The sequence below is a fragment of the Glutamicibacter soli genome, assembly GCF_052322135.1.
Classification (GTDB): domain Bacteria; phylum Actinomycetota; class Actinomycetes; order Actinomycetales; family Micrococcaceae; genus Glutamicibacter; species Glutamicibacter soli.
In genome coordinates this window covers 24,326-50,255 of sequence record NZ_JBQRUB010000002.1, presented here as the reverse complement: position 1 = coordinate 50,255, position 25,930 = coordinate 24,326, and the positions used below count along the sequence as shown (strand labels likewise).

The following is a 25,930-nucleotide window of genomic DNA, read 5'->3' as shown; positions in this document are numbered from 1 at the left end:
TCGTTCCGCGGTTGCATCCAATGAGTCAATGATGCATCCGATGAGACGCCAAGGGTATACGTGCTGGTCAACGGCGTGTCTGCGGGCTCTGTTGCAAAGATTGGCGGCAGTCAGAGGTAGGCTGTCGCTCTGCGCCGATCAGGCGGCTGCTGCGAAATGGTGGTTGAGCATGCCCATGGCCTCCGTCAGCGCCGAGGGCCCAATGCCAAAAGCTCTCTCCACAAGGCGCACCTCGCCCCTGATGCCGGGCTGCAGGCACCAGGGGCGAGCCTGTCCTTTGCGCAGGGCTCGCATGACTTCGAATCCCTTGATCGTGGCATAGGCCGTGGGGATCGATTTGAAACCGCGCACCGGCTTGATCAGTATCTTGAGCTTTCCGTGATCGGCCTCGATCACGTTATTGAGATACTTCACCTGCCGGTGGGCCGTCTCCCGGTCCAGCTTTCCTTCGCGCTTCAATTCGGTGATCGCTGCACCATAGCTCGGCGCTTTGTCGGTATTGAGCGTGGCAGGCTTTTCCCAGTGCTTCAGGCCTCGCAGGGCCTTGCCCAGGAACCGCTTCGCTGCCTTGGCGCTGCGGGTCGGCGACAGGTAGAAATCGATCGTGTCGCCCCGCTTGTCGACTGCCCGGTACAGGTAGGTCCACTTGCCCCGCACCTTGACGTAGGTTTCATCCAGGCGCCAGCTCGGATCAAAGCCACGCCGCCAGAACCAGCGCAGCCGCTTCTCCATCTCCGGGGCGTAGCACTGGACCCAGCGATAGATCGTCGTATGGTCGACCGAAATGCCGCGTTCCGCCAGCATTTCCTCAAGGTCGCGATAGCTGATCGGATAGCGACAATACCAGCGCACCGCCCACAGGATCACATCACCCTGGAAATGGCGCCACTTGAAATCCGTCATCGTTCCGTCCGTCCAATCTCCGCCAAGCATGCTCAAGCTTCACGATTTTTGCAACAGAGCCTCACATCACCCTGGAAATGGCGCCACTTGAAATCCGTCATCGTTCCGTCCGTCCAATCTCCGCCAAGCATGCTCAAGCTTCACGATTTTTGCAACAGAGCCATATCGACAACCTCTCGCGCAACCAAGACATCGCGGTCGGACTGCAAGTGATCTTGAAGCCACGGGCCCGTCCCACCCCGACATGGACCTCGATGCCCGAACGGACGTTAGATTTCGAGTTCTAGGCGTTCTGCGATGAAGGTTGGATCCCAGCCGGGATTGAAAGTGTCGACGTGGGTGAATCCGAGCCGCTCGTATAGGCCACGCAGGTTCGGGTGGCAGTCGAGCCGCAGCTTGGCGCACCCCTGCGTTCGCGCGGCATGGCGGCAAGCCTCGATCAGCGCGGAGCTGACACCCCGGCCCGCATGTGTCCGTCGCACCGCGAGCTTGTGCAGATATGCGGCCTCCCCCTTGAGGGCGTCGGGCCAGAACTCGGGATCCTCGGCCGACAAGGTGCAACAGCCGACGATGCCGTCGCTGCAACTCGCGACTAGGAGCTCGGATCTCAGGACGAAGGTCTCCGCGAATGTCCGGTCGATCCGCGCGACGTCCCAGGCGGGCGTTCCCTTGGCGGACATCCACGCCGCAGCGTCGTGCATCAGCCGCACAACCTCGTCGATATCACCCGAGCAGGCGACCCGAACGTTCGGAGGCTCCTCGCTGTCCATTCGCTCCCCTGGCGCGGTATGAACCGCCGCCTCATAGTGCAGTTTGATCCTGACGAGCCCAGCATGTCTGCGCCCACCTTCGCGGAACCTGACCAGGGTCCGCTAGCGGGCGGCCGGAAGGTGAATGCTAGGCATGATCTAACCCTCGGTCTCTGGCGTCGCGACTGCGAAATTTCGCGAGGGTTTCCGAGAAGGTGATTGCGCTTCGCAGATCTCCAGGCGCGTGGGTGCGGACGTAGTCAGCGCCATTGCCGATCGCGTGAAGTTCCGCCGCAAGGCTCGCTGGACCCAGATCCTTTACAGGAAGGCCAACGGTGGCGCCCAAGAAGGATTTCCGCGACACCGAGACCAATAGCGGAAGCCCCAACGCCGACTTCAGCTTTTGAAGGTTCGACAGCACGTGCAGCGATGTTTCCGGTGCGGGGCTCAAGAAAAATCCCATCCCCGGATCGAGGATGAGCCGGTCGGCAGCGACCCCGCTCCGTCGCAAGGCGGAAACCCGCGCCTCGAAGAACCGCACAATCTCGTCGAGCGCGTCTTCGGGTCGAAGGTGACCGGTGCGGGTGGCGATGCCATCCCGCTGCGCTGAGTGCATAACCACCAGCCTGCAGTCCGCCTCAGCAATATCGGGATAGAGCGCAGGGTCAGGAAATCCTTGGATATCGTTCAGGTAGCCCACGCCGCGCTTGAGCGCATAGCGCTGGGTTTCCGGTTGGAAGCTGTCGATTGAAACACGGTGCATCTGATCGGACAGGGCGTCTAAGAGCGGCGCAATACGTCTGATCTCATCGGCCGGCGATACAGGCCTCGCGTCCGGATGGCTGGCGGCCGGTCCGACATCCACGACGTCTGATCCGACTCGCAGCATTTCGATCGCCGCGGTGACAGCGCCGGCGGGGTCTAGCCGCCGGCTCTCATCGAAGAAGGAGTCCTCGGTGAGATTCAGAATGCCGAACACCGTCACCATGGCGTCGGCCTCCGCAGCGACTTCCACGATGGGGATCGGGCGAGCAAAAAGGCAGCAATTATGAGCCCCATACCTACAAAGCCCCACGCATCAAGCTTTTGCCCATGAAGCAACCAGGCAATGGCTGTAATTATGACGACGCCGAGTCCCGACCAGACTGCATAAGCAACACCGACAGGGATGGATTTCAGAACCAGAGAAAGAAAATAAAATGCGATGCCATAACCGATTATGACAACGGCGGAAGGGGCAAGCTTAGTAAAGCCCTCGCTAGATTTTAATGCGGATGTTGCGATTACTTCGCCAACTATTGCGATAACAAGAAAAAGCCAGCCTTTCATGATATATCTCCCAATTTGTGTAGGGCTTATTATGCACGCTTAAAAATAATAAAAGCAGACTTGACCTGATAGTTTGGCTGTGAGCAATTATGTGCTTAGTGCATCTAACGCCTGGCACAGCGGATCGCAAACCTGGCGCGGCTTTTGGTACAAAAGGCGTGACAGGTTTGCGAATCCGTTGCTGCCACTTGTTAACCCTTTTGCCAGATTTGGTAACTATAATTTATGTTAGAGGCGAAGTCTTGGGTAAAAACTGGCCTAAAATTGCTGGGGATTTCAGGAAAGTAAACATCACCTTCCGGCTCGATGTCTATTGTAGATATATGTAGTGTATCTGCTTGATCGATCAGGCTTTTGTATATCTCCCCACCACCTGAAACAATGACATGATCCGTTATTTTCTTTAGGTTGGTTAAAGCATCTTTAATTGATGGAAAGATCAATACGTTCTCATTGTCAGATGTAAAACTTGAACGTGTTACGACCGCATACTTTCGGTTGGGTAATGCTCCCATTGATTCAAAAGTCTTGCGTCCAACCAACAGCCATTGGTTATAGGTAATAGCTTTAAACAGGAGCTGTTCACCTTTGGCACTCCATGGAATATCAGGGCCATTCCCGATAACTCCATTCTTCGATATAGCTACCATTAGTGATAGTTTCACAATTCTTCCTCAGAGGTTAACGCCGGAGTTAAGCCGCCGCGCGTAGCGCGGTCGGCTTGAACGAATTGTTAGACATCATTTACCAACTGACTTGATGATCTCGCCTTTCACAAAGCGAATAAATTCTTCCAAGTGATCTGCGCGTGAGGCCAAGTGATCTTCTTTTTGTCCCAGATAAGCTTGCTTAGCTTCAAGTAAGACGGGCTGATACTGGGCAGGTAGGCGTTTTATTGCCCAGTCGGCAGCGACATCCTTCGGCGCGATTTTGCCGGTTATTGCGCTGTACCAAATGCGGGACAACGTAAGCACTACATTTCGCTCATCGCCGGCCCAGTCGGGCTGCGAGTTCCATAGCTTCAAGGTTTCCCTCAGCGCCTCGAATAGATCCTGTTCAGGAACCGGGTCAAAGAATTCCTCCGCTGCCGGACCTACCAAGGCAACGCTATGTTCTCTTGCTTTTGTAAGCAGGATAGCTAGATCAATGTCGATCATGGCTGGCTCGAAGATACCCGCAAGAATGTCATTGCGCTGCCATTCTCCAAATTGCAGCTCGCGCTTAGCCGGATAACGCCACGGGATGATGTCGTCATGCACGACAAGGGTGACTTCTATAGCGCGGAGCGTCTCGCTCTCGCCAGGGAAAGCCGAAGCCTCCATAAGATCATTGAGCAATGCTCGCCGCGTCGTTTCATCAAGCTTTACGGCCACAGTAACCAACAAATCAATATCGCTGTATGGCTTCAGGCCGCCATCCACTGCGGAGCCGTACAAATGCACGGCCAGCAACGTTGATTCCAGATGGCGCTCAATGACGCTTAGCACCTCTGATAGTTGGTTCGAAATTTCGATGGTCACCGCTTCCCTCATGATGTCTAACTTTGTTTTAGGGCGACTGCCCTGCTGCGTAACATCGTTGCTGCTCCATAACATCAAACATCGACCCACGGCGTAACGCGCTTGCTGCTTGGATGCCCGAGGCATAGACTGTACAAAAAAACAGTCATAACAAGCCATGAAAACCGCCACTGCGCCGTTACCACCGCTGCGTTCGGTCAAGGTTCTGGACCAGTTGCGTGAGCGCATACGCTACTTGCATTACAGTTTACGAACCGAACAGGCTTATGTCCACTGGGTTCGTGCCTTCATCCGTTTCCACGGTGTGCGTCACCCGGCAACCTTGGGCAGCAGCGAAGTCGAGGCATTTCTGTCCTGGCTGGCGAACGAGCGCAAGGTTTCGGTCTCCACGCATCGTCAGGCATTGGCGGCCTTGCTGTTCTTCTACGGCAAGGTGCTGTGCACGGATCTGCCCTGGCTTCAGGAGATCGGAAGACCTCGGCCGTCGCGGCGCTTGCCGGTGGTGCTGACCCCGGATGAAGTGGTTCGCATCCTCGGTTTTCTGGAAGGCGAGCATCGTTTGTTCGCCCAGCTTCTGTATGGAACGGGCATGCGGATCAGTGAGGGTTTGCAACTGCGGGTCAAGGATCTGGATTTCGATCACGGCACGATCATCGTGCGGGAGGGCAAGGGCTCCAAGGATCGGGCCTTGATGTTACCCGAGAGCTTGGCACCCAGCCTGCGCGAGCAGCTGTCGCGTGCACGGGCATGGTGGGCTCTGTTGCAAAGATTGGCGGCAGTCAGAGGTAGGCTGTCGCTCTGCGCCGATCAGGCGGCTGCTGCGAAATGGTGGTTGAGCATGCCCATGGCCTCCGTCAGCGCCGAGGGCCCAATGCCAAAAGCTCTCTCCACAAGGCGCACCTCGCCCCTGATGCCGGGCTGCAGGCACCAGGGGCGAGCCTGTCCTTTGCGCAGGGCTCGCATGACTTCGAATCCCTTGATCGTGGCATAGGCCGTGGGGATCGATTTGAAACCGCGCACCGGCTTGATCAGTATCTTGAGCTTTCCGTGATCGGCCTCGATCACGTTATTGAGATACTTCACCTGCCGGTGGGCCGTCTCCCGGTCCAGCTTTCCTTCGCGCTTCAATTCGGTGATCGCTGCACCATAGCTCGGCGCTTTGTCGGTATTGAGCGTGGCAGGCTTTTCCCAGTGCTTCAGGCCTCGCAGGGCCTTGCCCAGGAACCGCTTCGCTGCCTTGGCGCTGCGGGTCGGCGACAGGTAGAAATCGATCGTGTCGCCCCGCTTGTCGACTGCCCGGTACAGGTAGGTCCACTTGCCCCGCACCTTGACGTAGGTTTCATCCAGGCGCCAGCTCGGATCAAAGCCACGCCGCCAGAACCAGCGCAGCCGCTTCTCCATCTCCGGGGCGTAGCACTGGACCCAGCGATAGATCGTCGTATGGTCGACCGAAATGCCGCGTTCCGCCAGCATTTCCTCAAGGTCGCGATAGCTGATCGGATAGCGACAATACCAGCGCACCGCCCACAGGATCACATCACCCTGGAAATGGCGCCACTTGAAATCCGTCATCGTTCCGTCCGTCCAATCTCCGCCAAGCATGCTCAAGCTTCACGATTTTTGCAACAGAGCCGTTTTGGCGTAGGTCGTGGGATCAAGAGAAGTGCCAGGCTTTTTCAGCTCTATATGCCCTGTCATGAGCCCGTTAACTCGTGCCCCATAGTCAGGCCGAACCGTGCCGGAATCTTCACGTACTTCTTTATGCATCACCGTTTTAAGGCTGAGAAGGTCACTTGATATTCCGGTTATCAGCTCTGTCACTGGCTGCGACAAAGCCGCTTCCGGCTCACCAGGGCCATTGAGCAAGTCTTTCGCTAATGCACCGTACTGTTCTACCAAGTCAGCGAGTTCAACCATAGATCAAACTCTACTTTGTCCAGCATTGAATGATGAACAATATACGTGCGTTCACCATTGCCAGTACGGGAGAAAGAATCAGGGATACTGGAAAGCATGAATACTTTTTCTGCAGTACCTGAAGATTCTGCAAAAAGTGATGGAACTAAGCGCAACTTGTCGCTAATGATTTTATTTGTAGTTGCGATAGTTGCTATGACGCTTCCATTGCCGTTGATCTTATTAGGAAGGCCCGCAGATGCCCTGGCTGTAATCTATTTTTTCCCAAGCGTATTTTTCATGGGCCTCATACGGGCCACAGCACAAAATGGTCAGGTAATGAAAATCCTTTGGAGGGTCGCCGGCCTCGCGTTATCCGTTGGGTTCGTATTTATTTTCGCGAATGCACTACCTAACAATGCATTGACTGTCACTCTTGCTGTCGCTGGATTAATTTTATGCCTCGTGTTTGAGCTCATTGCGCCAAGCAGTGTTATGAAAAAGCAGGTGTTTTAGGTCGCCAGCGAAGTGATCTAAAACGGTCGTTATTGAAACGCGCAGCGAACCCCGGCGACACGCCGGGGTTTTTTGTTTCAGAAACGTCTTTCAAAACTGATTCATTGCACAACCTGGCTGTGTACCGTTTTTGATATGGCAGTCATTGGATATGCGCGAGTTAGTACGCGCGAGCAGAACCCGGAGTCGCAGGCGGCCGAGCTGCGCGCGGCCGGAGCAGGGCAGATATTTACTGACCGTGGGGAGTCGAGCAGGGAGGCTGCGCGGCCGCAGTGGGTGGCGTGCAAGGAGCAATTGAAGCCGGGGGATACGCTGATCATCCGTGCCCTGGATCGCGTGGCCGGTGAAGAGCGAATGGCCATTGAGATTATCCGCGAGCTGGGGGAGCGTGGCGTGAGGATCAAAAGTCTTACTGAGCCGTTTTTGGACGTGGACATATCTACGCCGATGGGCGAAGCCATTGTGGGCATCATGGCGGTTATGGCGCAGCTGCGCGTTTCTATGATCCGGGAGAACACCCGCCGGGGTTTGGCGCATGCGCGCGCCCAGGGCCGGGTCGGAGGCCGGCCGCGCGTCATGGATGCAGACCGCATCGACACGGCGCGGCAGCTGCGCGAAGAGGGGAAGAGTTATGCGCAGATCGGCAAGATTCTTGGTGTCAGTGCAGCGAGTATTTACCGTTCGTTATCGAGCGAAAATCGTTGATTCAGAAATATAACTAATGTTATATTGGAAGTGAAGGAATTTCTATTTTGAGGTTTAGGAGGTTGTTATGAGCCAGTTGATGGAACGTCCGCAGCATGATGAAATGCGTGCGCGGCTGCTGAAAGCTCGGCAGCGTATGGAAGTTGATTCGCTGGACTATAAGCGGACTTTGAAGGCTGCTGCGGGCGGCATGACTCAGAAAGAGATGGCGGCGCTGCTGGGCATGTCTCAGCCAGCGGTGGCGAAGGCGTTGCAGCGTGCCCAGGCGGTACCGGAAGTGGTGGGCGAGTTCAACGCTGCAAGTCCTTATGAGGTGTGCCAGCGGTACGCGGCCGGGTTTATCGACCGTGAGGAGCTGGTGCGTGTGCTGGTCGCGTGGCCGTACAAGCCGACCCCTTGGGCGAACGAGTATGGTGAGTACGAAGAGAGCCTGGACGGTACGTGGGAAGAAGTAGGCGACGCGCTGCGGCATGAGCTGATTGATGCAGCTACTTACGATGAAGTGTTGACGAAGACGGCCGATTAGGCGGCGAGCAACCGAAGGGCGGATCGTTGGCTAACGACGAATCAATAGAACGACATTACGCGGCCCTGCGCCAGGTGCTGGCTGATCCTGATATGAATCCGCGCGGGGCATACTCGACGATCAGACAAGGGCAGTATTTCATCCAAAGCGGATCGCGGCCTCGTGCCACATCGGAACGGGAACTCTTGCACAAGAAGTGGATGCAAGAAGTGGTTGAGGACTCTGCTAAGCGCGGAGAAATCAAGCACGAGGGAAAAGCTATTGTGATGGCTGGGCCGCCCGGAGCTGGCAAAGGCACTGTGCAGCGCGAACGCTTGAATGATGTTCCTGGTTACGTTCAGTGCGACCCGGATATTTTCAAGGAGAAGATCATCCAGCACGAGCTGGATAGCGGAAACCTGGATCGTCTGAAAACGCCATTGGTGAAAGAGCTTGAAGCCCAGGGGCACAAGTTCGCTCCAATGGAGTTTGCTGCGTTGGTGCATGAAGAGTCGTCCATGCTCAGCGCCAAGCTACAGAAAGACTTGCGCAAGGACGGCACGAACTATGTCATTGATACGGTGCTCAAATCGCAAGGGTCGGCGCAGGAAGTTGCCGCTACTTTGGACAAGCGCGGCTACACCTACGATGTGGTGAGTGTGCAGGCCTCATTCGAGGAGTCCAAGGCCGGAATTTATGGCCGGTGGCAGGCCGGGCGCGATGCTTTTGAACGCGGAGAGAGTCAGCTTGGCGGCCGTCCGGTGCCATCTGATTTTGCGAATAATTTGGTAACGCCGGAGGGCAAGTCTGCTACCGAGGAAGCGGCAAGGTGGTTGGCTGAGAACGGCAAGGGGGTTGCCAGTTTCAAGCAGTTCCGTCGAGGTTCTGCGATCCCTGAGATTGATCAAGTGAAGCAGGATGGCAAGCTCATGGCGCGTCGTGCAGCGACGGCACGGCAAGGTTTTCCCAAGGGCCACGGGGTGCCGAAAACTATCGGGAAGTCTAATCGATCCGGTCGGGATCGAGGTACTGGAATCGGAGAATAAAGTCCGAACGATTCAGGGAGCTTTATCCTGGCGGGTTGCCATTACTAGAGGCCGTGCACGGGCCGCGATCACTCGTCGTAAGTGAACTCAGGTACCGCAGCTAGTGGCTTGTGTGCGGGCGGTCGATTGGTTCCTGCTGTCCATCATGTGTGCGAAAAAAGCAGCGGAGCGGGAGGGCTTTTTTCGTGCCCATGTGGGCAGGAGGCTACCTGACGTAACCAGGTTTAAAAAATGGGCCGGCACTCACCTTTGGGTGAGTGCCGGCCCATTGCTATGTGCTCGTTTAGCTCTCTGCTGGTGCAGTCGTTTGGTCGGCTTTTTTGCGAGGCCGGCGACGGGATGGGGAGCCAATTTTGTTCAGCTCGGTTTGCGTCCATCCCTTCTTCAATGCAGCGGCGAAAGCTTGCTTTTCGGCGGCCTTAGCTTGTTCCAGCTGCTGCTCGGCTTCCACACGCGCGGCAACGGCTTGGGCGATGTCGTTAGCGGCTTGCATGCGCAGGTCGTTTTGCGCTTGGAGCTGTTCGAGGATGCGGCTTGCTGCGTCACTCATGGCTTGAACCTTCCGATAGGACTGGGCTACTTCGGCTAGGCCGATCTGGCGAACTTGTGATGCTTCCAGCGTAGCGCGGGCATCTTCTTATGCCAACGCATGTTGCACTTACTAAAGACGAAGTGCCCCGCCGAAGAGGCGGAGCAAGCTATAGACTTAGCACGGCTAAGTTGCTTGTATCCTTGATCTTCGATTCTGCGGGTGGGACAATTGACCTTGTTAGGTCGATTGGCGTTGCACTGGGCGGGAGGTTGGTTCGCATGGCTCGTTTCGATTCGCGCAAGCGCCAGCCGAATGCGGCCGGTGGCCGTTCGGTGCGCCGCGAGGTGAAGCTGACCGTGGAGCAGAACCTGGCGTTGCAGGTCATGGCCGACGAAGTTGGCGTGTCTGTTCCTCGGTTGTTGGTGGAGTCAACGTTGTCGCAGTCTCGTGGTGAGACTGCCGCCGAACGTCATGAGCTGATCACGTCGCTGTTCTTGTTGCAGCGTGGCCTTGCTGCTGCGGGGAACAACATCAACCAGATCGCCAGGGCCGCGAATGCGACCGGTGAAATCAAGGGCGAGCTGCACGATTCGTTGGAGCATCTGCGGGAAACCGTGAAACGTATTGACGAGGTTTTGGAGTCGTTGAAGATCGTTGGTGATCCGGCATGATTCCGAACGTTACTCGCGGCGGCCGTATGGCCGGGTTGATGAACTACCTGGTTGGCCCTGGACGTTCCAATGAGCACGAGAACCAGCGGCTAATCGCTGGCGATGACCGCGTGACTTTCGCTTACGCTCCGGGCGTTGAATTGTCGAAGTATGATGCGTTTGAGATTGCCGAGATTCTGGATGCCCCGCGCAAGCTGCACGGCACCGAAGTGGCCAAGCCGGTGTACGCGAAAGATGACGTTGCCGGCGGGTTCTTGACCGATGAACAGGGCAAGAAGATCAAGGTCGGATCGACGCCAACGCATGTGTGGCACTGCTCGTTGTCATTGGCCGAGTCCGAAGGATCGGTGTCTGATGCGCAATGGAAGAGCATCGCAGAAGCCTTCGTTGAAAAGATGGGTTTCATTGACCCGGACGGTGCGAAGTCCTCGCGCTGGGTTGCAGTGCATCACGGGGCTTCGAAGAACGGCAACGACCACATTCATCTGGTGGTTCAGATGGTGCGCGAGGACGGCACCAAAGCGAATACCCACAACGATTTCCATCGTGCCCAGGTCGCCTGCCGCGAGCTGGAAAACGAATACAACTTGCGTGCCCTTGAATCCTCGGTGACGCAGCAGCAAGGCTTGTCGGGAGAGAAGCCAGCGGAGCGCGAACGGGCAGCCCGTGAAAGCTACGCGGTATCGGATCGGGTGGAGATTTCCCGCCGCATGCGCGCGGCACTGGCAAGCTCGTCGAGTGCTGATGATTTCATTCGCCAGCTGCCTCAGATGGGGGTGCAGGTTGCCCCGCATTTCGCCAAGGATTCCACGTCTCGCGTCACCGGTTACAAGGTGTCTTTGGGAACGAAATCCGGTGAGGATCAGGCAGTGTGGTACGCGCCGTCAAAGCTGGATCGCAGTCTTGGGTGGCCATCCATCAAGGCGCGTTTCAACGGGGCTGGGGTGCGCGAGGCGGAACAGTTCTTGGCTGACCGCCACAGCAGTGCTCGGGTGCAGCGCGCGTCCGGTTACCGGGCGTTCGATTTGTCGCAGTCCACTTCCGCGAAGTTGAATGGCGGACAGCTTGGGCCGGATACCTTGGCGAACATCTACGCGCGGTTGTCGTTGGAGCTGGAAGGGAACAAGCCTGGCAGCTTGGCACGGTTGAGCACGCACATGGCCAGGGCTGGGCAGGGCATGGGCAACCGTGCTTACGCTGCGCGTTTATCGTCGCGTTTCGGTTCGCGTTCTGCGGAGCAGGGCTGGATGGCGGTGCTGCGCCAGGCTAACCGCTTGTCGCGGGTGATGATGCAGGGCCGCATGGCCTCCGAACGTCCGCAACTGGCCCAGGCTGCGCAGCAGGTCGTGGCGATGGCGGAGAAGATTGTACGAGATGCCGAGCAGCGTCTACCGGCTCATGCGGTGGCGCAGCCGGGTGCGCGAATGACCAAGAAAGATCGGGATCACGGCTTAGGCCGGTGACCGAACAGAGATGGGAGAGTGCAGGACATGGAAAACGACGAAGAATCAGATATTTCGATGGAGTTCGGCCGTGTGCTGCGCATGGCCCTGGGCGCTGCGATGCAGGTCAAAGAAGCCGCCGACCGGCGCGCGGCGAACCAAGACCCCGAAGCCCAAGCTCACCGGTTGCAGCAGCAGGTCGCCTCGCTGTTGAAGAAGGACATGGCTTCACCGGATTTCGTGAAAATGAGTTCCCAGCAAATCGCTGACCGGATGACCGTGGCCTCGGAACTGTCGGCCCGCCATCCCGATGCCTCGAAAGCATTCATGGCCGGATCGGATCGGCTGCGCAACGCGCTGGGAATCAATATCGAGGACATTTACAAGAACCATCCCCAGTCGCCCATGGAACGCTACCAGGCGTTGCGCAATGCCATCGATGACTACCAAGCCAGCGCCCGACTAGACCATGAAGCGAACGCAGAACGCGGCCACGACGCACCAGAAGCTTCCACCCAGGCTGAGGCGAAGGAAGAACAATCCCAGGCCCGTGAAGAAGCTGCCGAAGGGCATCTGGACAAAGCTGAACAAGCAGAAGGCGAAACCCAGCTTGATGCTCGGGATCGTGATGCTGCCGAAGGCCGCGAAGCAGTCAACGCGCCGAGTTTGGGCAGGCCCGAAACGCAGCATGCGACCGGTGCCAGCGTGCATCCGGATGATATGGGGCAGGGATCTAAGACTGCGGCGGCCGTGCTCGCCCGAGCGAGGGCCGTCCACGGATTCCCCACCAAGCCCGGTGAAGCGGTGCGCTTCGGTACATCGAGCAGGCCGGCAGCGCAGCATGGCAGCGGGCAAGCACGAAAGCGTGGACAGAGCGCGGAGGTGACTCGGTGAGCTTCATCAATGATGAACACCTGGAACAGTCCGCACCAGCCGATGAAGGACAGGGCGAGGATGCGGAGCACCCGTTAGCTTTTGAGACGGAAGAGGAATGGCTCACCGGGTGGGCTTTGCCCAACTTCCGGCGGCGGCTGAATAAGGGGGAGTTCCGGTGGGATCCTGAATGGTGGCGTTATGAAGAAGCGATCACGCTGATCACCTCGTTGTGGTTGAGCTTCGAAAAAATGCGGTGGGAGGGCGCTACCGGCATGGCTTCGTACATGCGCGATTACTTCTATCCGTTGATGGGGGAGCTGACTTCACCAGATGGCCCGTTCTGGGATTACGACCCGCCGGTGCGCGAGGACGTGCCAGAGCAGTGGCCAGTCCAGGGCATGCCTGAGGAAATCAGGGAGTCCGTGAACTAGGGCGTGTCTCCTAAATCTAGTTGTGTGCACGCGCCATGATTGAGTCGTGGCACAAAGGTCTAGATTTACGCAGTTCACGAATGCGCAATGGGAACGAGTCGAACCACTCCTGCCATCGAACGAAGGCCGTAAAGGCCGTCCCTTCAGTGACAACCGCCGCGTCGTAGAAGGCATCATCTACCGTTACCGGACCGGAATCCCGTGGCGTGATCTCCCTGACCGGTATGGCCCTTGGCAGACCGTCTGGAAGCGGCATCGCCGCTACGCAACCGACGGCACCTGGGACCGCGTATTCGCGCACATCCTCGCCGAGGCCGATGCCGTAGGTGATATTGACTGGAACGTGTCGATTGACGCGACGATCAGCCGTGCTCACCAGCACGGCACGAACCTTCCGCGTCCGGACCAGGACACAGGGGGCTCTATCGAATTACAAGAATCTGCCGTTATGCGAGGTTGAACCGGAAGGTCATGGGATAGGGAGATCGCGCGGAGGGTTGAGCACGAAGGTGCATTTCGCGGTCGATGGGCATGGCCGCCCATTATCGATTGTGGTCACGGGTGGGCAACGTCACGACGGCGCGATGCTCCAGGAAGTAATCGGCGATATTCGAGTGCCAAGAACCGGGTCGGGGAACGCGCGGACGCGCCCCGAGTCGCTGCTTGCTGATCGTGGTTACACGTCACGAGTGAACCGCACGTACCTGCGTAAGCGGGGCATCACTGCTGTGATTCCGGAGAAATCTAACGAGATCGCTGCCAGGAAGCGTAGGGGTCGCGCGGGTGGGCGCCCGCCGGGGTTCGATGCTGAGAAGTATAAAGATCGCAACGTGGTCGAGCGGGCGTTTGGATTGATGAAGCAGTGGCGGGGGCTTGCGACTCGTTATGACAAGCTTGCGGTCACGTATCGTGCGGGAGTGGTGTTGGCAGCGATTCTGGTCTGGCTACGGATATAAGAGACACGCCCTAGTTCCATGCAAGCGAAAGGTGCCAACACCCATTGGGTGTTGGCACCTTTCATTGTTGACGGGTGGCTACTGAACGAATTTCTCCACGTTCTCGTAGTAGTCCTGGGACAGCTTCACATCTTGGCCATAGGGCTTTTGGGAGAAGTGCACGAGTTCGAGCAGTCCGGCGGGAATGCCAGAGCCGGTAATGATGGCACGGCCTCTAGGCAGTGCGCCAAGGTCTGAGACTTCCAGAATGGATTCACGCTGCATCGAGCTGGACACGGAGCGACCGTTGCGGCCACTGGTGCTGGACGAGCGTTTGAGCACGTCGCGGGCACCGATCAGCTTTTCCAGATACGGCAGGAACTTATCGTCAGACAGGCCAGATCCGGCAACGCGGATATTCGATGCGCCCCAGAGCTTATCCATGCCGTCTTGCCCGTAGGCTTCCACGCCTTGCTTGTAGGACTGGAAGAACGTGGACACCACGATGCCGCGTGAACCGTAGTGCGAGTACACGTCGGGCAGCTCGCGCCAACGCACCACGTTCGCCGCCTCATCGAGTACGGCCATCATCGGTGTTGTTAGCCGGCCACCGGGCAGCGCGGCGGCAGTCTTTTCGGCGGAATCCATCACGGCCATCACCAATGCGGCGGTGATGGCGCGGGCCGTGCCCGCACCTTCCTTGGAAACCAGATACAAGGTATCGGTGCTCGTTGCGAATTTGCGGTGATCGAATTCGGGACGGGCAAAGTTCCCATTCGGGCGAATCCAAGGGGTGACTTCCTCGTAGGAAAGCACCGTGATCCATGGGCGCATCGTGCCATACACGCCATCACGCTGCTTGGGGGTCAGTCCTTGGATCTGCCAGAGAGCGGAGGAGAAATCCTGGTACCCGTGCTCGTCCAGCAGGTCTCGTGCGGTTTTGTCCTCGGGATCTTGCGCCCACGCGAACACGTCGGTGATCGGCCGGTTGGCAATCGCCGCAGCAAACAGGAAATGAGACAGCAGGCGCTTGCCATCCGATTCAAAGTACGCGTCGGACTTGGCACCGGCTGAGGTTTCCGAAGCAATAAACACATCGGCCAGCTTGACCGCAGTTTTCATATCGGTCACGAAGGAGAGCGGGTTCCACCACCAGGAAGGTTCTTCACCGATGATTCCCTGCACGTCGTGAACCCAGACGGTGCCCACGCGGGCGCGCGGGCCACGAGTCATGTCCACAATGTCGCGCTTGTTCGAGGTGGCCAGCACCGGCCCGCCGGTTTCCAGGATCTGCGGGACACACACGCACGAGGTCTTACCGGCACGTGGCCCCATCAACCAGATCTGCACCCATTCGTAGGAAGCAAACAAGCTAGCCTTGTTGTTTACCAGTTTGGCTAGAGGTACGCCTATACCGGCTTTTTGTGCTCCGAGGCGTTCCGCGTCGGCGCGGGCCGCTGGTTCTTCCAGGCTCTTGAAGTCCTTGGCGTGAGCCATTTCCTTGGCCAGGTGATCAATGCGGGAGCTGGTGCCCCGGCTGCGCCGCCACACCACCACGAGCATCACGATGACCGCCAGCAGGAGCAGCAGGCCGAGGGCGAACACAGCGATTTGCAGCCCGCCCACGGGCAGGTAGCCGCGTGATTGATCCATGAGGATCTGCACCGGATTATTCGATGAGTTCTCCACCGTGGGATCGAGGATCGCCCCAAGCGACCACAGCAGCACACCCATGATGCCTAAGGTGAGGATGCCGCCGCCAACCATCCATAGAGTGTCGTCGTTGGCTGGTTGGTTCTTGCGCCCTGAGCGCGGATCGGCGTTGAACATTATTTGACCATCTCCCACGCCCGGTTGGTATCAGAGATCTCGAATTCCAGATCGGTGAGTTGCGTTACGAACGGGGTACCAGGATTCTTGCCGACCTTCATGATGAAGTGCCCTGCACCAGGGCGGCGGGATGCCTTGTTGGTTTTCGGATCAACCACGGCTTCACCGGTCCAGTCGGTCATCAACGCTTTTTCCTTACTGGACAGGGCGAACACTTCTTCCAGGTTGCCCATTTCCGACGGTGCCAGCCCGCCCAGGAACACTAGCGCGGAGCGTTCCACGAACCCCCACGCGGTGGCCGTCAAGTAGTCCTTGGACAGTCTGAGGTCGTTCATGGTGTGGGTGATCATGACCTGCCCGATACCTCGCCCGCGATTCAGGCGGGTGATGGTGTCGATGAAGTGCACCATGTCATCGCTGGCGCGCAGGATGCGCCACAGCTCGTCCATGACCAGGAAGTAGGTGCGCCGCTGGCGTTTTCCCGCTGCCGCCAGGTGCTGCTCGGCAGAGACGGTGGCTGAGCCGAGGTTCCAGCACAAGGACTGTACGGCAGCGACCAACACTGAGTCGTTCTCGTTGACCCCGGAAATGTCGAACACCACCGGCACGCCGGGAGTGATATGCGCATCCGAAGGCTTGGCGAACATGTCCCCGTACGCGCCGGAAGGGCCGAGATTGATCAGTGCGTCCAGCAGCGCTTGGAGCCGCTGATCGTATTCGTGGTCATCATCGTAGGCCAGCACGTTCTGGCGCAGCACCTCAGGCCGGGAACGAATGAAATCGACCAGATCACCGATCAACGGCGCGCGACGCAGCTCGGGATCGAGTTCGTTGATCGCCACCGACAGGCAGGTGGATTCGTGCGGCTTCAAAGGCCGGCCCAGCATCATCGAGGCGATGCCTTCCATCAGGGAGCGGCGGCGGCTGATCATCTCCTGGATCGCAATGTCCCGCGCTTTTTCGTCGTCGATCTCGTTCAAGCTGGCCACCAGCGGCCCAAGATCCAAGGGGTTCAGGTGCCCCTGGCCGGGGGAGAAGGTGATGACCTGCCCGCCCAGGGCGCGGATATGCGGCACATAATCAGGGCGGGAGTCGGCCAGGATCATCGGCACCACACCCCAGGCGGAGAGCACTGCCAAGAGGCGGTGCACCAGCGAGGTCTTGCCTAGTCCTGGCTGGCCGAGGATGAACGCGGACGGGTTGGAAATGATGCCGTTGAGGAACCAGGAAATCGGGTCGCCGGTCACCAGGGTGTTGCGCAGCAGATGGCGGCCCAACGGGGCACCAATGGTCGGCAATCCGGCACCGTTGACGAAGGGCCAGAACCCGCACACTTGGACGGCTGAGCCTTGAATCTCTACCGGGTTTTCGATGTAGTTCACCGGCCCGCCGCCACGGCGGTTCCAGCCCGCATCGCCTGGGACATGCCGGGACTGGGCACCTTCGGCCAGCAGGCGGGAAAGCAAGCCTGGTTCCTTGGCTGGCTTGGGTGCTGCCTTCTTCGCAGAGCGTTCCAAACGGGCCACGTCGCGCTTGGACAGGGTGAGGCTATGGGACTCGGTGAGATGTGAGAGCGCCAGATCCTCAGGGCTAGTGTGCTGGCGTTTCTTCGAGAGTTTCAGGGGAGTCATTAGAACCACGTCTTAATCTCGTCGGGGATCATCATGTGATCAGGCACCACCATGCCCAAAGGCAAGCCAGCCTGGAAGGTCACTGCCTGGTTCGCCAACGCTTCGCGTACCCGCAGTTTCGCGTGGGACACCAGGCCGGGAACGGTGCGGTCGAACTTCTTCAGTTCCGCCTGATCCTTGACGCTGATCGTGATGATCAGCCCGAACCGGGTCAACCCGGAACCCAACGCTTCTTCCTGGGCTGTTTTCTGCGCTGCCGCCAAACGCTGGCGGGCACGCACGGACACGCGCTGCTGGGAGCCGGAGAACATCGCATCTTTCTGCTCGTTCTCCACCACGGTGGAGGTCTGATCCGCTGGGATCGGACGGTACAGCAGGGTCACGCGCTTGCGCAGTGCCCCCTCGCTGGGGGCGGTGAGGCGGGCCAGTGAGTTGGACATGAAAGCGCCGCGCGGGCCTTCATACATCGTCCAGGACTTCGACACGGCCCGGTCGTGCCGGTAATGGTCGAATGCGTCTAACGCGAACGATGGGCCAGCATCCTCCCACGCCAGGCCGGTGCCGCCAGCAGCTTGCGCTTCTTCCACGGCGACAGCGGTGGTCGGGTCATAGGCGACGCGGGTGAAGTCGATGATTTCCTGGGCCGTGTTAGGGCGTACTGCTCCGGCTCCGGTGTTGGCCAGCCCGGAAATGATGCCGGGGAGCTTGTTGCCGATTTCCTCGGCCATCTCTTCCATGCCCCGATCCCCGGCCTTGCCATCAAGGCGGCGGCCGTCAAAGGTCAGGGTAATGCGGGCTACGACCTCGGGAGCAGCGGAGTTATCAGTCTGCGCGATGCGTTCCACGACCTGCTTGGCGAACTCGGGTGCGTCCTCGCGGTGGTTATCAGCCAACAGCTTTTGCAGCCGCAGGCCCGAGTCCTGGGAGGATTCGATGGTGACCGAAGCGCCGCGGATTCCCTCGTCCAGGCCGCGTTGGGTCAGCCAGTTCGCCCAGTGCGCCACCTGGTTATCCACGTCGGCCTGGTCAATGAGATTATCCCCGTTGGGGAAGCATTCGAGCACCACGGAGTAGTTGTGGTGGCCACGGGAGGAGAGGCGGATCAGCCCGAAGGGGTTGCCGTAGGAGTCCATGGATTCAGTCAGCTGGGACTTTGCCATCAGACCGGGCAAGCGTACCTGCCCATCGGGGGTGAACCCGGTAGGGCCGGAAAGATAAACGTGCTTTTTGGATGCGACCTTCTGCCGCTGCGCTAGACGAAGCATGAGTCTCCCATAGATTGAACGGCCTTGTTTCTTTGTGACCAGAAGCAGCACGGCACCGAGGATGGTGGCCAGGGCGATGATGACAGCGGCCATGATCCAGCCGCGCGCTGCGGTGACAATGACGATCAGGACGATGGGCACCAGCATGAGGCTTTGGCCCATGGACAGGCCCAGCAAGCCTGAGCGGCGCGGCACGGTCAGGTTGCCGAAGGTGTTCGGTTCGATACGCGTATCTGTGATGGCCATGATTATTCGCCGTCCTCGTCTACAAGCTTGCTGGGATTTGCCCCGTTGGCGATGCCTTTAACGTCGCCCATTTTCTGCATTGCCTCGTTGAGCTTGTTTGGTGCTTTTGCTCCTGAGGGGCCACCGGAAGGTGGGGTGCTTGAGCCTGGGTCTTTCCCGCCCGCGGTTTGGGATGCGTTGCCGGAATCTGAGGAACTGGCCCCCGAAGGAGCGGGGGTAGAGGTAGAAGAAGTAGACCCGGTTCCGGTAGATCCGGTGCTGCTGGAAGTACCGCCGGTAGATCCCGCACCGGTAGATCCCGCACCGGCAGATCCGGTGCTGCTGGAACTGCTGCCGGTTGATCCGGCACCGGCAGATCCGGTGCTGCTGGAACTGCTGCCGGTTGATCCGGCACCGGCAGATCCGGCACCGGTAGATCCGGCACCGGCAGATCCAGTGCCGTCACCCGAGGAAGCGCTGCCACCGCTCACAGTGTCCGAAGCACTAGAACCGCCTCCCGTTGTTCCTGCGCCACTGCTGGAACTTCCAGTAACGGCGGAAGACTCAGCACCTTTCCCGGCTGCTGCCGTGGAAGCTGATGTTGAGGCTCCTTGTGTCGTTGTTGCAGCGCCCTTCCCGGCTGCTGCGGCCGCCGCGCCCGCGCCACCAGTTCCCGCGAGAACTGCGGCACCGGCTGCGAGCGTGACACCAGCGCCCAGCGCTGCACCGCCGGAGAATGCGCCCGCGCCAACACCGGCAGCAGGAACAATGAACTTGATCAACGCAGGCAACGCCAGTGCCGCCAACAACATAATCAGCAACGCAATGAGGGTGGCATGCATCGCCTCCGGAACTGAGGGTTCTTGTCCTTCTGGGGTGCCGGTCGGGGCAAGAATGCGCAGACCCAGCGAGTAAATTCCCGCCGCCACGGGTTTGAACAACAATAGGGCGACCAGCCAGCCGTTGGCTTTACGCCAGGCTTGCCGTCCCTGCTCGGAGCCACTGGCCGCAGCCAGCACGACGATGAATGCTGAGAGGATCAGGAACATCACGTCGCGAAAATACATGAACAGGAGGTTGATGATGGAGCCTAGAAGCAACAGGATATACAGCAAAAAAGCGGTGCCGGGGCTTGCGATGAGGGCCGAGACGGTGGGGAGCATTTGGGTGAGGTCCACTTCGCCCCCGGTGGATCGCTGCACAATCCATTTGGAGAACTCGTCCGAAGCCGTCAACAGCACCCCGATGCCGACAGCGTAGGCGGTTGCGGCGAGAATCAGGTTCACGATTGGGGTTGCCAAACCGATCAGGCTGTTCTTCACATCTTGGGACATGACTAGCTTGATCAGTCCGAGGAAGAATCCCAGAATGGCGAACCCTGCAACGTACCAGGACATATCTTCTCGAAGGCTGATGACTGCCGCGTTGTTCACGTCTGGGCTTGGTGAGTCCATCCAGAATGTGGAGATCTGTGACATGAAGGCCACAGCACCGTCAAACATGGACTTGATGAACTCGGCAATCGCGCTATCAGCAAGATTCTTTAATCCTTCGCCGCCTTTGCAAATGAGATCCCACGGACGGCATTTTGAATCGGCCATAATTGCACCTACTTCAAATCGGTATACGCGCTGGGATCGGTTGCAATGTCCCAAGCCGGTTCACCGGATGAAAGATCCAGCCGCCAATCGTTAGCATTTTCATCCCATAGAAGATCCACACGAGTTGAAACATACTGACTGCCCGCTGGGCCGATATATTCGACAGAAGCAGCATCATCTGAGCTATCCATAATGCGGTAGCCAGAGATTACGGGGTATTCGGAGGTTTGTTCCAGGGCCATCCACTGCTCAAAAAGTCGATCACGTTCTGGTGATTCAACTGCGGCTTCGATGATTCCGGCTCCCGAAATGTCTAGGAGTAGAGTCAATCCTGCGAAAATTGCGCCAGATGGTGTGTGGCTGAAACAACGCCAGAAATCCCCATCCATCTTCGCCGGCCCATGCTCCGTCGATACTGGAAGCAGCATCCCGGCAGGGTGCCGTTTCCATTCAGTAGCCGGGGCATCGTTCGGGAACGAGCTGTCGGTACTTAGTGCAGGGCAGTCCCCAGAGGCTGGCTTGGAAGCCGAAGCCGAAGGCGAATCCGAAGGGGAAGACGGGGAAGCAGTCTCAACCGGTACCGACGGGGCAGGAGCGGGCGGAGCTGTTTCTGGTTCAGAGCTGGCGCGGGGGAAGATGACTAGCCCCGCGATCACGATGACCACGATGAAGGCGAGGATACCGCCCCAGAGTTTCCAGTTTCTGCCTAATGGATCATTTTCAGCCATGAGGATCTTCTCTTTCTCTTAGACGGTTCACCGGTGCTTAGACGAAGACGTTGATGATCGTTCCCGCGCTAATGGCCAGGATGCAGACGATCAACGAGATGACCAGTCCCTTGAACCCGTTGATTTCCCGTCCGGTGAAGGACGCGAAGGCCAGGAAACCTGCCGAGGCGAGGAATCCGGCTACTCCGAGCAGGATCACGGCCCAGGCGATCCAGTTCAGGATCGTGGTAAACCCTTCGGTGCCTGGTGGCTGTTCCGGGGTTGGGTTGGGGATGCTGGCGGCCAGATCGATACCGAAAGCCAGGGTTTGCAGCAACATGTGTTTGCCTCTCTATGTGGTGGGAGTGTTCAAGAGTTTGATGATTCGCTTGATGCGCCCGGGTAACCGGGCCGGATCGGGTGGGGCATCCAGCCAGGGGTCCATCCAGGGGATATGGGTGCCTCGGGGAACCATGCGCAACAGACGCTTGGTGGCTTTTTTGCGGGCGTCACTGGTTCGTGGCCCTGCTTCGATCAGCACCAGGGCTGAGAGCTGGGAGCCGGTAAGCTGGCGATTGGCCCAGGAGCGGACGAAACGGTCCGCGGCGGACAGTCCGGTGTGGTCGGTGCGAGCGACTGCGATCACCGGAAGCGGCCAGGGGGCTTGGGTCCGGGTACTTTGCGAGAGGGGCCATGCTCTGCCTACGTCCAGGGCGGATTCGCCAAGGAGGGTGCTGAGGGTGGTGGCGCCTGCTCCGCCGTGCAGTCCCATGACAGCCAGGCCTTCGAAGGGACCAATATCAGTGTGCGGCCACGGGGAAGATGGGGCTTCCAGCATGGGGGACAGTCCTGGTGCAGTGGGCCCGGTGACGATGAGGTCATGGCCGAGAAGGTCATCTCGGATGTCATGACCGCTATCAGGCGTCTTATTTGGTCTTGTAGGCGCAAAAGGGTTTGGGATCCCTGACATATGCGGGTTCACCTCAGTAAAGTAATCAACCGTAAGTAGTGATTCGCTATTTACGCTAACTCGCATAGAAAACAGTGTCAATGTTGTAAAACGGTTACATTGTGAAAACATGTAAAACATAGTTTTATGGGGAAACATGACGTAACAGGGTTGACGCGGTTTTCGTACTCAAGCACATTTGGAGTGTGACCATGAACGACCCAGAAGCCGTTGAAGATCTCATCGCGGATTTGCCGGAATGGGCAACGACCGAGGAGATCGCAGACGTGATGCGTGTGAAAGCGCAGACCGTTCTGAAATGGAACAAGGAATACGGCCTGAAATCGGTGTCTATCGGATCGAGGGTACGCCGGTACAGGAAGAAAGACGTGCGCGACTTCTTGCTGAAAAGCGATGAGGCCGCCGACTAACCCAAGGAAGCTACGGGTGGCGAAAGAGATGACGCTGATCGATCCCCAGAAAGTCCCGGCCTTTCCGGTCTATACGCTGCACATCAGCGAAGACCGCCACAGGCTGACCTTGGATGGGGCACCGGTCCCCGTGCTCGAAGAGGAAGATTTCATCGAGGCAGGGAAAAACGCGGTCATCGCCAAACTCGCCACCCACCACTTCGGAGCTGTTCGTGTGCGTGCTATTGATGCTTCCACGAACAGCTCCTGGGACATGATCATCTCCGCTGATGGGGAAGTGCTCGATCTCTCCGAGCAACAAGAAGCCGAGCAAGCGAAGATCGAACGCGCGCAGCGCACGAAAAAACGCTTGTTCATTGCCGGGGCGAGCACCCTGGCGGTGCTCGCCCTCGGCGGCACCGGCACCGCAGTGGTCATCGCCAACCAGCCCGCAGCCACCGTCCCCGCCTACACCCCGCAAGGGGTCGGGGCCACGCTGCCAGCCGCGCCGCCGCCACACCACGAAGCGACCGCCGCGTGGAGCCACCCCACCCGCGCTGATGCTACGGTCAACCTGATCAGCCCTGACCGGCTGCTCACCGCCGACCCGGAAGGCACTGTCACCGGCCGCAACCCGTCCACCGGCCAGCCGGTCTGGCGCGGGGACAAAGCCCCGGAAGACCTGGCCAGCATCCACCAGGGCACGTGGGCCGGCAAGGAAGTCTATGCCGCCGCAGAACGCAACGAGCTGCGCCTCTGGCCAGTAGATATGCCCTACGACACCCCGAGCGTGGCACCAACCAGCATCGGGCTGGAACCAGGGCAAACAGCACGCACCGACACCCACACCCCCTACATCGAACTGGGAGACTGGTACATCCGCGTGCCCGACGGGGACGGCACGCTGCATGATGTGATGATCCCACCCGGTTCGACCGTGCTGGACGTGGCAGCCGATGGAACCATCACCACGATCAGCGCCACCAGAATCTACACCCTGGATAACACCGGGAAGATCCTAAAAGAGAAGAACTTCACCGCGCCAGACGGTGCCACGAAATACCCGGTACGAGTGTGGCTGCTCGACGACACCCACGCCCTGCTGGCGTGGGATGACACCGAACGCATCATGGGAGTGCTGAACACCAGCACCGGGTCCATGCTGTTCTCCGGAACGCCACGGGCAGTCCCCACTGCCACCGAACCCCTGCTGGTGGACAAGGAAGCGAAAACCGCAGCTATCGGAAACGTGGGAATCAGCTACAGCGACCAGGCAGCACTCATAGACCTTCCTGCCACTGACCTGTCAGCAATCCACGGCAACCTGATCTACGCGAACACCAGCAACGGGCCAGTCACACTGGACCTCGCCTCCCCGGAGCCCGAGCCGAAGACGTGGGCGAACTACCGTACCGAAGATCCAGCCCCGGCACTGGTCACCGATGACGCGGTGTATGTGGTGGCAACCCAGTTGGAGAACACCACCGTCTACCGATCCAACAAGACCAACGGCAGCACACGCCAGTAGGGAGGCCTGGTCATGGAAGAACAGGGCGGCGGAGCCAAAATCATCCTGGCAGTCCTCGGTGTCCTTCTCCTTCTGGTCATCACCCCGATCATTCTGTTCATGGGTGGAGGCGACAGCGAAGAACCCGATCCCAATGCCCCCTGTGTCATTGAAGGAACCCCCATCGGCAAGGGCAAAGACGGAACATCAACGGTGAAAATTCCCGAACAGTACCGGGACGCCGTAGAGCAATCAGCCAAAAGTGCAGGACTGCCCGTAGGGATCATCGCCGCGCAAATCCAACAAGAATCCGGCTGGAACCCCAAAGCAGTCTCCCCAGTAGGAGCACGAGGCATTGCCCAGTTCATGCCAGAAACCTGGGAGGAATGGGGCAACGGTAAAGACCCGTTCGATCCGTTCGCTGGCCTCGATGCCCAAGGCCGCTACATGAAACATCTCGCCGGACACATCGCGGATCTGGCCAGCAACGAGAAAGAAAAAATCCAATTCACACTGGCCGCCTACAACGCCGGAGCAGGCAACGTCCAGAAATACGGGGGCATCCCGCCCTTCGAGGAAACCCGCCACTACGTGGAAATCATCATGGGCAACGCCCAGATGGACTATTCCTCAACCTGCGAAGCGCCCGGTGGCTTCGACTTCGGTGACCTGACAGCGGACGAATGGGCACACCCCATGCCCAATTCACGCATGACCTCGCCGTTCGGGCCACGCGCCTGCCCGCTGGCCAGCTGCGCGGGCATGCCGTTCCTCTTGAAGCACGAAGGCATCGACCTGGCCGGATCAGACCCCTACTTCTACGCTCCCACGGACATGAAGATCACCTATGCCAGCAGAGGCAATGTTGATGAACTCTACGGCTCTTATGGCAACTATATTTTCGCGCAGATGACCGAAGCTCCTTACCTGGTGTTCGAGTTCCACGAAGCACAAGACAACTCCCTGCTGGTGAAAACCGGAGACGTAGTGAAGAAGGGAACCCCGCTGGGTAAGCCGGGTGCTACCGGAAATTCCAGTGGCATCCATGTCCACTTCCAGATCAACAACCCGAAAACCAGTGTGTTTGATCGCCCGGCGATCAACAACGGGACAACTTATGATCCGGTACCGATCCTTCGACAGCAAAAGGTGAACATCCAATGAAACACCCCAAAATCCTCGCCCTGGCACTGGCGGCAGGACTCGTCACAGGGATAGTCGGATGCACCCCCGTCAGCACCGAGACCGAACCAAGCAGCATTCCGAGCGTTGCCCCCACCACGGCCAGCCCCAGCACGCTTTCACCTAGTGCCAGCCACGAGCACGGGGATGCTGTGGATGATCCGGCCAAAATCGAGCTGGCGAAGCAAGCGGCCACGATCATGACTACTTGGGACCCGAATAAGGACTTCAACCGCACCGCCGCCGAAATGCGCGCCAGAAACCTCATGACCAGCGAACGGGCCAAGGAAGTCATCGCCCCGGAGCGGCCAGCGACCGGCGTTGAATGGCTGACCGCCGCAGAGAAGAAAGCGACCAGCAAGCCCACGGTGAAACTCATGACCGAGCACCACGAGCAAGACACGGTTGCGGTCACCGCCACCTGGCAATGGGTGACCAAGGACGGGGAATCCTGGGCCGGGGAAGGGAAGCAGACGTTCTTCTTCACCTTCACCGACACCGAACCGTACAAGATCCGTGACTACGTTTCGACTCTCCAATAAGTCCCTTCACCCGCAGCTGCTATCC

General features: G+C 58.6%; 29 protein-coding genes and 1 pseudogene. 14 read left to right on the top strand and 16 right to left on the bottom strand.

Translation table 11 applies throughout. The annotated features are described in order from the left end of the window. Positions 1 to 138: 138 nt before the first annotated feature. The 6 genes from ACTX90_RS18535 to ACTX90_RS18510 form a co-directional block, all read right to left on the bottom strand. On the bottom strand, positions 139 to 903 hold the full coding sequence (locus tag ACTX90_RS18535; RefSeq protein ID WP_001389365.1) for an IS6-like element IS6100 family transposase: 765 nt from the start codon (positions 901 to 903) through the stop codon (positions 139 to 141). Positions 904 to 1,172: 269 nt separating this feature from the next. Further along, a complete protein-coding gene (locus tag ACTX90_RS18530; protein WP_000376623.1) occupies positions 1,173 to 1,673 on the bottom strand; it encodes a GNAT family N-acetyltransferase in 501 nt (166 codons plus the stop codon). Positions 1,674 to 1,800: 127 nt separating this feature from the next. Continuing rightward, the gene (sul1, locus tag ACTX90_RS18525; RefSeq protein WP_000259031.1) at positions 1,801 to 2,640 is read right to left on the bottom strand and encodes a sulfonamide-resistant dihydropteroate synthase Sul1; all 840 of its coding nucleotides are present in this window, start codon (positions 2,638 to 2,640) and stop codon (positions 1,801 to 1,803) included. Further along, positions 2,634 to 2,981, bottom strand: coding sequence for a quaternary ammonium compound efflux SMR transporter QacE delta 1 (locus ACTX90_RS18520; protein ID WP_000679427.1), 348 nt, complete (start codon positions 2,979 to 2,981; stop codon positions 2,634 to 2,636). Before ACTX90_RS18520 ends, sul1 begins: the two co-directional genes overlap by 7 nt. A gap of 191 nt (positions 2,982 to 3,172) precedes the next feature. Further along, positions 3,173 to 3,646, bottom strand: a complete 474-nt coding sequence (gene dfrA1 / locus ACTX90_RS18515; protein ID WP_092592735.1) for a trimethoprim-resistant dihydrofolate reductase DfrA1 — start codon at positions 3,644 to 3,646, stop codon at positions 3,173 to 3,175. A 75-nt stretch (positions 3,647 to 3,721) separates the two neighbouring features. Further along, entirely contained in the window at positions 3,722 to 4,513 is a 792-nt protein-coding gene (locus tag ACTX90_RS18510; protein ID WP_001206356.1) for an ANT(3'')-Ia family aminoglycoside nucleotidyltransferase AadA2, read from the bottom strand. Between the two features lie 145 nt (positions 4,514 to 4,658). Here ACTX90_RS18510 and intI1 point away from each other — a divergent pair. Continuing rightward, positions 4,659 to 5,255, top strand: a pseudogene (intI1, locus tag ACTX90_RS18505) (class 1 integron integrase IntI1); the annotation flags it as partial. 53 nt (positions 5,256 to 5,308) lie between these two features. On the opposite strand, the gene ACTX90_RS18500 reads toward intI1, so the two are convergent. Together ACTX90_RS18500 and ACTX90_RS18495 are read right to left on the bottom strand one after the other, a co-directional pair. After that, positions 5,309 to 6,073: an IS6-like element IS6100 family transposase gene (locus ACTX90_RS18500; RefSeq protein WP_001389365.1), complete on the bottom strand. Its 765-nt coding sequence runs from the start codon at positions 6,071 to 6,073 to the stop codon at positions 5,309 to 5,311. 39 nt (positions 6,074 to 6,112) lie between these two features. Beyond that, positions 6,113 to 6,418: a type I restriction enzyme HsdR N-terminal domain-containing protein gene (locus ACTX90_RS18495; RefSeq protein ID WP_204677734.1), complete on the bottom strand. Its 306-nt coding sequence runs from the start codon at positions 6,416 to 6,418 to the stop codon at positions 6,113 to 6,115. Positions 6,419 to 6,514: 96 nt separating this feature from the next. On the opposite strand from ACTX90_RS18495, the gene ACTX90_RS18490 reads away from it, so the two are divergent. The 4 genes from ACTX90_RS18490 (at position 6,515) to ACTX90_RS18475 (ending at position 9,169) form a co-directional block, all read left to right on the top strand. Further along, on the top strand, positions 6,515 to 6,913 hold the full coding sequence (locus tag ACTX90_RS18490) for a hypothetical protein (RefSeq protein ID WP_204677736.1): 399 nt from the start codon (positions 6,515 to 6,517) through the stop codon (positions 6,911 to 6,913). A 135-nt stretch (positions 6,914 to 7,048) separates the two neighbouring features. Next, positions 7,049 to 7,618 (top strand): recombinase family protein, encoded by a 570-nt coding sequence (locus tag ACTX90_RS18485; protein ID WP_204677785.1) that lies wholly within the window; start codon positions 7,049 to 7,051, stop codon positions 7,616 to 7,618. Positions 7,619 to 7,685: 67 nt separating this feature from the next. Next, positions 7,686 to 8,144: a sugar-binding transcriptional regulator gene (locus ACTX90_RS18480; RefSeq protein ID WP_128471518.1), complete on the top strand. Its 459-nt coding sequence runs from the start codon at positions 7,686 to 7,688 to the stop codon at positions 8,142 to 8,144. A gap of 26 nt (positions 8,145 to 8,170) precedes the next feature. Next, positions 8,171 to 9,169: a zeta toxin family protein gene (locus ACTX90_RS18475; RefSeq protein ID WP_204677738.1), complete on the top strand. Its 999-nt coding sequence runs from the start codon at positions 8,171 to 8,173 to the stop codon at positions 9,167 to 9,169. Positions 9,170 to 9,452: 283 nt separating this feature from the next. Here the strand turns inward: ACTX90_RS18475 and ACTX90_RS18470 are convergent, their stop codons facing one another. Further along, on the bottom strand, positions 9,453 to 9,719 hold the full coding sequence (locus tag ACTX90_RS18470) for a hypothetical protein (protein ID WP_128471520.1): 267 nt from the start codon (positions 9,717 to 9,719) through the stop codon (positions 9,453 to 9,455). Positions 9,720 to 9,979: 260 nt separating this feature from the next. Here ACTX90_RS18470 and mobC point away from each other — a divergent pair, with 260 nt between their 5' ends. The 5 genes from mobC to ACTX90_RS18445 all read left to right on the top strand — a co-directional run bounded on the left by mobC (position 9,980) and on the right by ACTX90_RS18445 (position 14,077). Continuing rightward, on the top strand, positions 9,980 to 10,372 hold the full coding sequence (gene mobC, locus ACTX90_RS18465; protein WP_204677740.1) for a plasmid mobilization relaxosome protein MobC: 393 nt from the start codon (positions 9,980 to 9,982) through the stop codon (positions 10,370 to 10,372). Then, the gene (locus ACTX90_RS18460; protein ID WP_204677742.1) at positions 10,369 to 11,835 is read left to right on the top strand and encodes a relaxase/mobilization nuclease domain-containing protein; all 1,467 of its coding nucleotides are present in this window, start codon (positions 10,369 to 10,371) and stop codon (positions 11,833 to 11,835) included. The genes mobC and ACTX90_RS18460 overlap by 4 nt, the downstream gene beginning before the upstream one ends. Positions 11,836 to 11,862: 27 nt before the next feature. Next, positions 11,863 to 12,708, top strand: a complete 846-nt coding sequence (locus ACTX90_RS18455) for a hypothetical protein (RefSeq protein WP_204677744.1) — start codon at positions 11,863 to 11,865, stop codon at positions 12,706 to 12,708. Then, complete coding sequence (locus tag ACTX90_RS18450; protein ID WP_204677746.1) at positions 12,705 to 13,121, top strand: DUF4913 domain-containing protein; 417 nt, start codon at positions 12,705 to 12,707, stop codon at positions 13,119 to 13,121. The genes ACTX90_RS18455 and ACTX90_RS18450 overlap by 4 nt, the downstream gene beginning before the upstream one ends. A gap of 46 nt (positions 13,122 to 13,167) precedes the next feature. After that, positions 13,168 to 14,077, top strand: a protein-coding gene (locus tag ACTX90_RS18445) for an IS5 family transposase (RefSeq protein WP_239464072.1) whose coding sequence is annotated in 2 segments (ribosomal slippage) — positions 13,168 to 13,536 and positions 13,538 to 14,077 — 909 coding nt in all. Because the reading frame shifts where the segments join, the coding sequence is not laid out codon by codon here. A 78-nt stretch (positions 14,078 to 14,155) separates the two neighbouring features. On the opposite strand, the gene ACTX90_RS18440 is transcribed toward ACTX90_RS18445, so the two are convergent. The 7 genes from ACTX90_RS18440 to ACTX90_RS18410 are packed head-to-tail and all read right to left on the bottom strand — an operon-like array spanning position 14,156 to position 22,153. Next, positions 14,156 to 15,886, bottom strand: coding sequence for a type IV secretory system conjugative DNA transfer family protein (locus ACTX90_RS18440; protein WP_204677748.1), 1,731 nt, complete (start codon positions 15,884 to 15,886; stop codon positions 14,156 to 14,158). Continuing rightward, entirely contained in the window at positions 15,886 to 17,517 is a 1,632-nt protein-coding gene (locus tag ACTX90_RS18435) for a putative type IV secretion/conjugal transfer ATPase (protein ID WP_073708051.1), read from the bottom strand. Before ACTX90_RS18435 ends, ACTX90_RS18440 begins: the two co-directional genes overlap by 1 nt. Further along, positions 17,517 to 19,028, bottom strand: a complete 1,512-nt coding sequence (locus tag ACTX90_RS18430; protein ID WP_204677750.1) for an SCO6880 family protein — start codon at positions 19,026 to 19,028, stop codon at positions 17,517 to 17,519. Before ACTX90_RS18430 ends, ACTX90_RS18435 begins: the two co-directional genes overlap by 1 nt. Positions 19,029 to 19,030: 2 nt before the next feature. Continuing rightward, entirely contained in the window at positions 19,031 to 20,608 is a 1,578-nt protein-coding gene (locus tag ACTX90_RS18425; RefSeq protein WP_204677752.1) for a hypothetical protein, read from the bottom strand. An 8-nt stretch (positions 20,609 to 20,616) separates the two neighbouring features. Further along, positions 20,617 to 21,336 carry a DUF8175 domain-containg protein gene (locus tag ACTX90_RS18420; RefSeq protein WP_204677753.1) on the bottom strand — a complete coding sequence of 240 codons (720 nt, stop codon included), beginning with the start codon at positions 21,334 to 21,336 and terminating at the stop codon, positions 20,617 to 20,619. A 37-nt stretch (positions 21,337 to 21,373) separates the two neighbouring features. Further along, a complete protein-coding gene (locus ACTX90_RS18415) occupies positions 21,374 to 21,655 on the bottom strand; it encodes a hypothetical protein (protein ID WP_204677755.1) in 282 nt (93 codons plus the stop codon). A 12-nt stretch (positions 21,656 to 21,667) separates the two neighbouring features. Next, complete coding sequence (locus ACTX90_RS18410; protein ID WP_204677757.1) at positions 21,668 to 22,153, bottom strand: DUF6668 family protein; 486 nt, start codon at positions 22,151 to 22,153, stop codon at positions 21,668 to 21,670. Between the two features lie 323 nt (positions 22,154 to 22,476). Here ACTX90_RS18410 and ACTX90_RS18405 point away from each other — a divergent pair, with 323 nt between their 5' ends. Genes ACTX90_RS18405 through ACTX90_RS18390 form a run of 4 tightly spaced genes read left to right on the top strand, consistent with a single transcriptional unit; the run spans position 22,477 to position 25,905 of the window. Next, positions 22,477 to 22,695, top strand: coding sequence for a helix-turn-helix domain-containing protein (locus ACTX90_RS18405; protein ID WP_128471534.1), 219 nt, complete (start codon positions 22,477 to 22,479; stop codon positions 22,693 to 22,695). 16 nt (positions 22,696 to 22,711) lie between these two features. Continuing rightward, positions 22,712 to 24,202, top strand: a complete 1,491-nt coding sequence (locus ACTX90_RS18400) for a hypothetical protein (protein WP_204677759.1) — start codon at positions 22,712 to 22,714, stop codon at positions 24,200 to 24,202. A gap of 12 nt (positions 24,203 to 24,214) precedes the next feature. Beyond that, on the top strand, positions 24,215 to 25,345 hold the full coding sequence (locus tag ACTX90_RS18395) for a transglycosylase SLT domain-containing protein (RefSeq protein WP_204677761.1): 1,131 nt from the start codon (positions 24,215 to 24,217) through the stop codon (positions 25,343 to 25,345). After that, a complete protein-coding gene (locus ACTX90_RS18390) occupies positions 25,342 to 25,905 on the top strand; it encodes a hypothetical protein (protein WP_204677763.1) in 564 nt (187 codons plus the stop codon). Before ACTX90_RS18395 ends, ACTX90_RS18390 begins: the two co-directional genes overlap by 4 nt. Positions 25,906 to 25,930 lie beyond the last annotated feature (25 nt).

Excerpts from the sequence above, each read along its gene's own strand:
- ACTX90_RS18455 (WP_204677744.1), top strand. The coding sequence starts at position 11,863 with ATGGAAAACGACGAAGAATCAGATATTTCGATGGAGTTCGGCCGTGTG.
- ACTX90_RS18440 (WP_204677748.1), bottom strand. The coding sequence starts at position 15,886 with ATGTTCAACGCCGATCCGCGCTCAGGGCGCAAGAACCAACCAGCCAAC.
- mobC (WP_204677740.1), top strand. The coding sequence starts at position 9,980 with ATGGCTCGTTTCGATTCGCGCAAGCGCCAGCCGAATGCGGCCGGTGGC.
- ACTX90_RS18535 (WP_001389365.1), bottom strand. The coding sequence starts at position 903 with ATGACGGATTTCAAGTGGCGCCATTTCCAGGGTGATGTGATCCTGTGG.
- ACTX90_RS18530 (WP_000376623.1), bottom strand. The coding sequence starts at position 1,673 with ATGGACAGCGAGGAGCCTCCGAACGTTCGGGTCGCCTGCTCGGGTGAT.
- ACTX90_RS18415 (WP_204677755.1), bottom strand. The coding sequence starts at position 21,655 with ATGTTGCTGCAAACCCTGGCTTTCGGTATCGATCTGGCCGCCAGCATC.
- ACTX90_RS18390 (WP_204677763.1), top strand. The coding sequence starts at position 25,342 with ATGAAACACCCCAAAATCCTCGCCCTGGCACTGGCGGCAGGACTCGTC.
- ACTX90_RS18425 (WP_204677752.1), bottom strand. The coding sequence starts at position 20,608 with ATGGCCGATTCAAAATGCCGTCCGTGGGATCTCATTTGCAAAGGCGGC.
- ACTX90_RS18470 (WP_128471520.1), bottom strand. The coding sequence starts at position 9,719 with ATGAGTGACGCAGCAAGCCGCATCCTCGAACAGCTCCAAGCGCAAAAC.
- ACTX90_RS18430 (WP_204677750.1), bottom strand. The coding sequence starts at position 19,028 with ATGGCCATCACAGATACGCGTATCGAACCGAACACCTTCGGCAACCTG.
- ACTX90_RS18460 (WP_204677742.1), top strand. The coding sequence starts at position 10,369 with ATGATTCCGAACGTTACTCGCGGCGGCCGTATGGCCGGGTTGATGAAC.
- ACTX90_RS18405 (WP_128471534.1), top strand. The coding sequence starts at position 22,477 with ATGAACGACCCAGAAGCCGTTGAAGATCTCATCGCGGATTTGCCGGAA.
- ACTX90_RS18420 (WP_204677753.1), bottom strand. The coding sequence starts at position 21,336 with ATGGCTGAAAATGATCCATTAGGCAGAAACTGGAAACTCTGGGGCGGT.
- sul1 (WP_000259031.1), bottom strand. The coding sequence starts at position 2,640 with ATGGTGACGGTGTTCGGCATTCTGAATCTCACCGAGGACTCCTTCTTC.
- ACTX90_RS18485 (WP_204677785.1), top strand. The coding sequence starts at position 7,049 with ATGGCAGTCATTGGATATGCGCGAGTTAGTACGCGCGAGCAGAACCCG.
- ACTX90_RS18480 (WP_128471518.1), top strand. The coding sequence starts at position 7,686 with ATGAGCCAGTTGATGGAACGTCCGCAGCATGATGAAATGCGTGCGCGG.
- ACTX90_RS18500 (WP_001389365.1), bottom strand. The coding sequence starts at position 6,073 with ATGACGGATTTCAAGTGGCGCCATTTCCAGGGTGATGTGATCCTGTGG.
- ACTX90_RS18395 (WP_204677761.1), top strand. The coding sequence starts at position 24,215 with ATGGAAGAACAGGGCGGCGGAGCCAAAATCATCCTGGCAGTCCTCGGT.
- ACTX90_RS18410 (WP_204677757.1), bottom strand. The coding sequence starts at position 22,153 with ATGCTGGAAGCCCCATCTTCCCCGTGGCCGCACACTGATATTGGTCCC.
- ACTX90_RS18495 (WP_204677734.1), bottom strand. The coding sequence starts at position 6,418 with ATGGTTGAACTCGCTGACTTGGTAGAACAGTACGGTGCATTAGCGAAA.
- ACTX90_RS18510 (WP_001206356.1), bottom strand. The coding sequence starts at position 4,513 with ATGAGGGAAGCGGTGACCATCGAAATTTCGAACCAACTATCAGAGGTG.
- ACTX90_RS18520 (WP_000679427.1), bottom strand. The coding sequence starts at position 2,981 with ATGAAAGGCTGGCTTTTTCTTGTTATCGCAATAGTTGGCGAAGTAATC.
- ACTX90_RS18435 (WP_073708051.1), bottom strand. The coding sequence starts at position 17,517 with ATGACTCCCCTGAAACTCTCGAAGAAACGCCAGCACACTAGCCCTGAG.
- ACTX90_RS18490 (WP_204677736.1), top strand. The coding sequence starts at position 6,515 with ATGAATACTTTTTCTGCAGTACCTGAAGATTCTGCAAAAAGTGATGGA.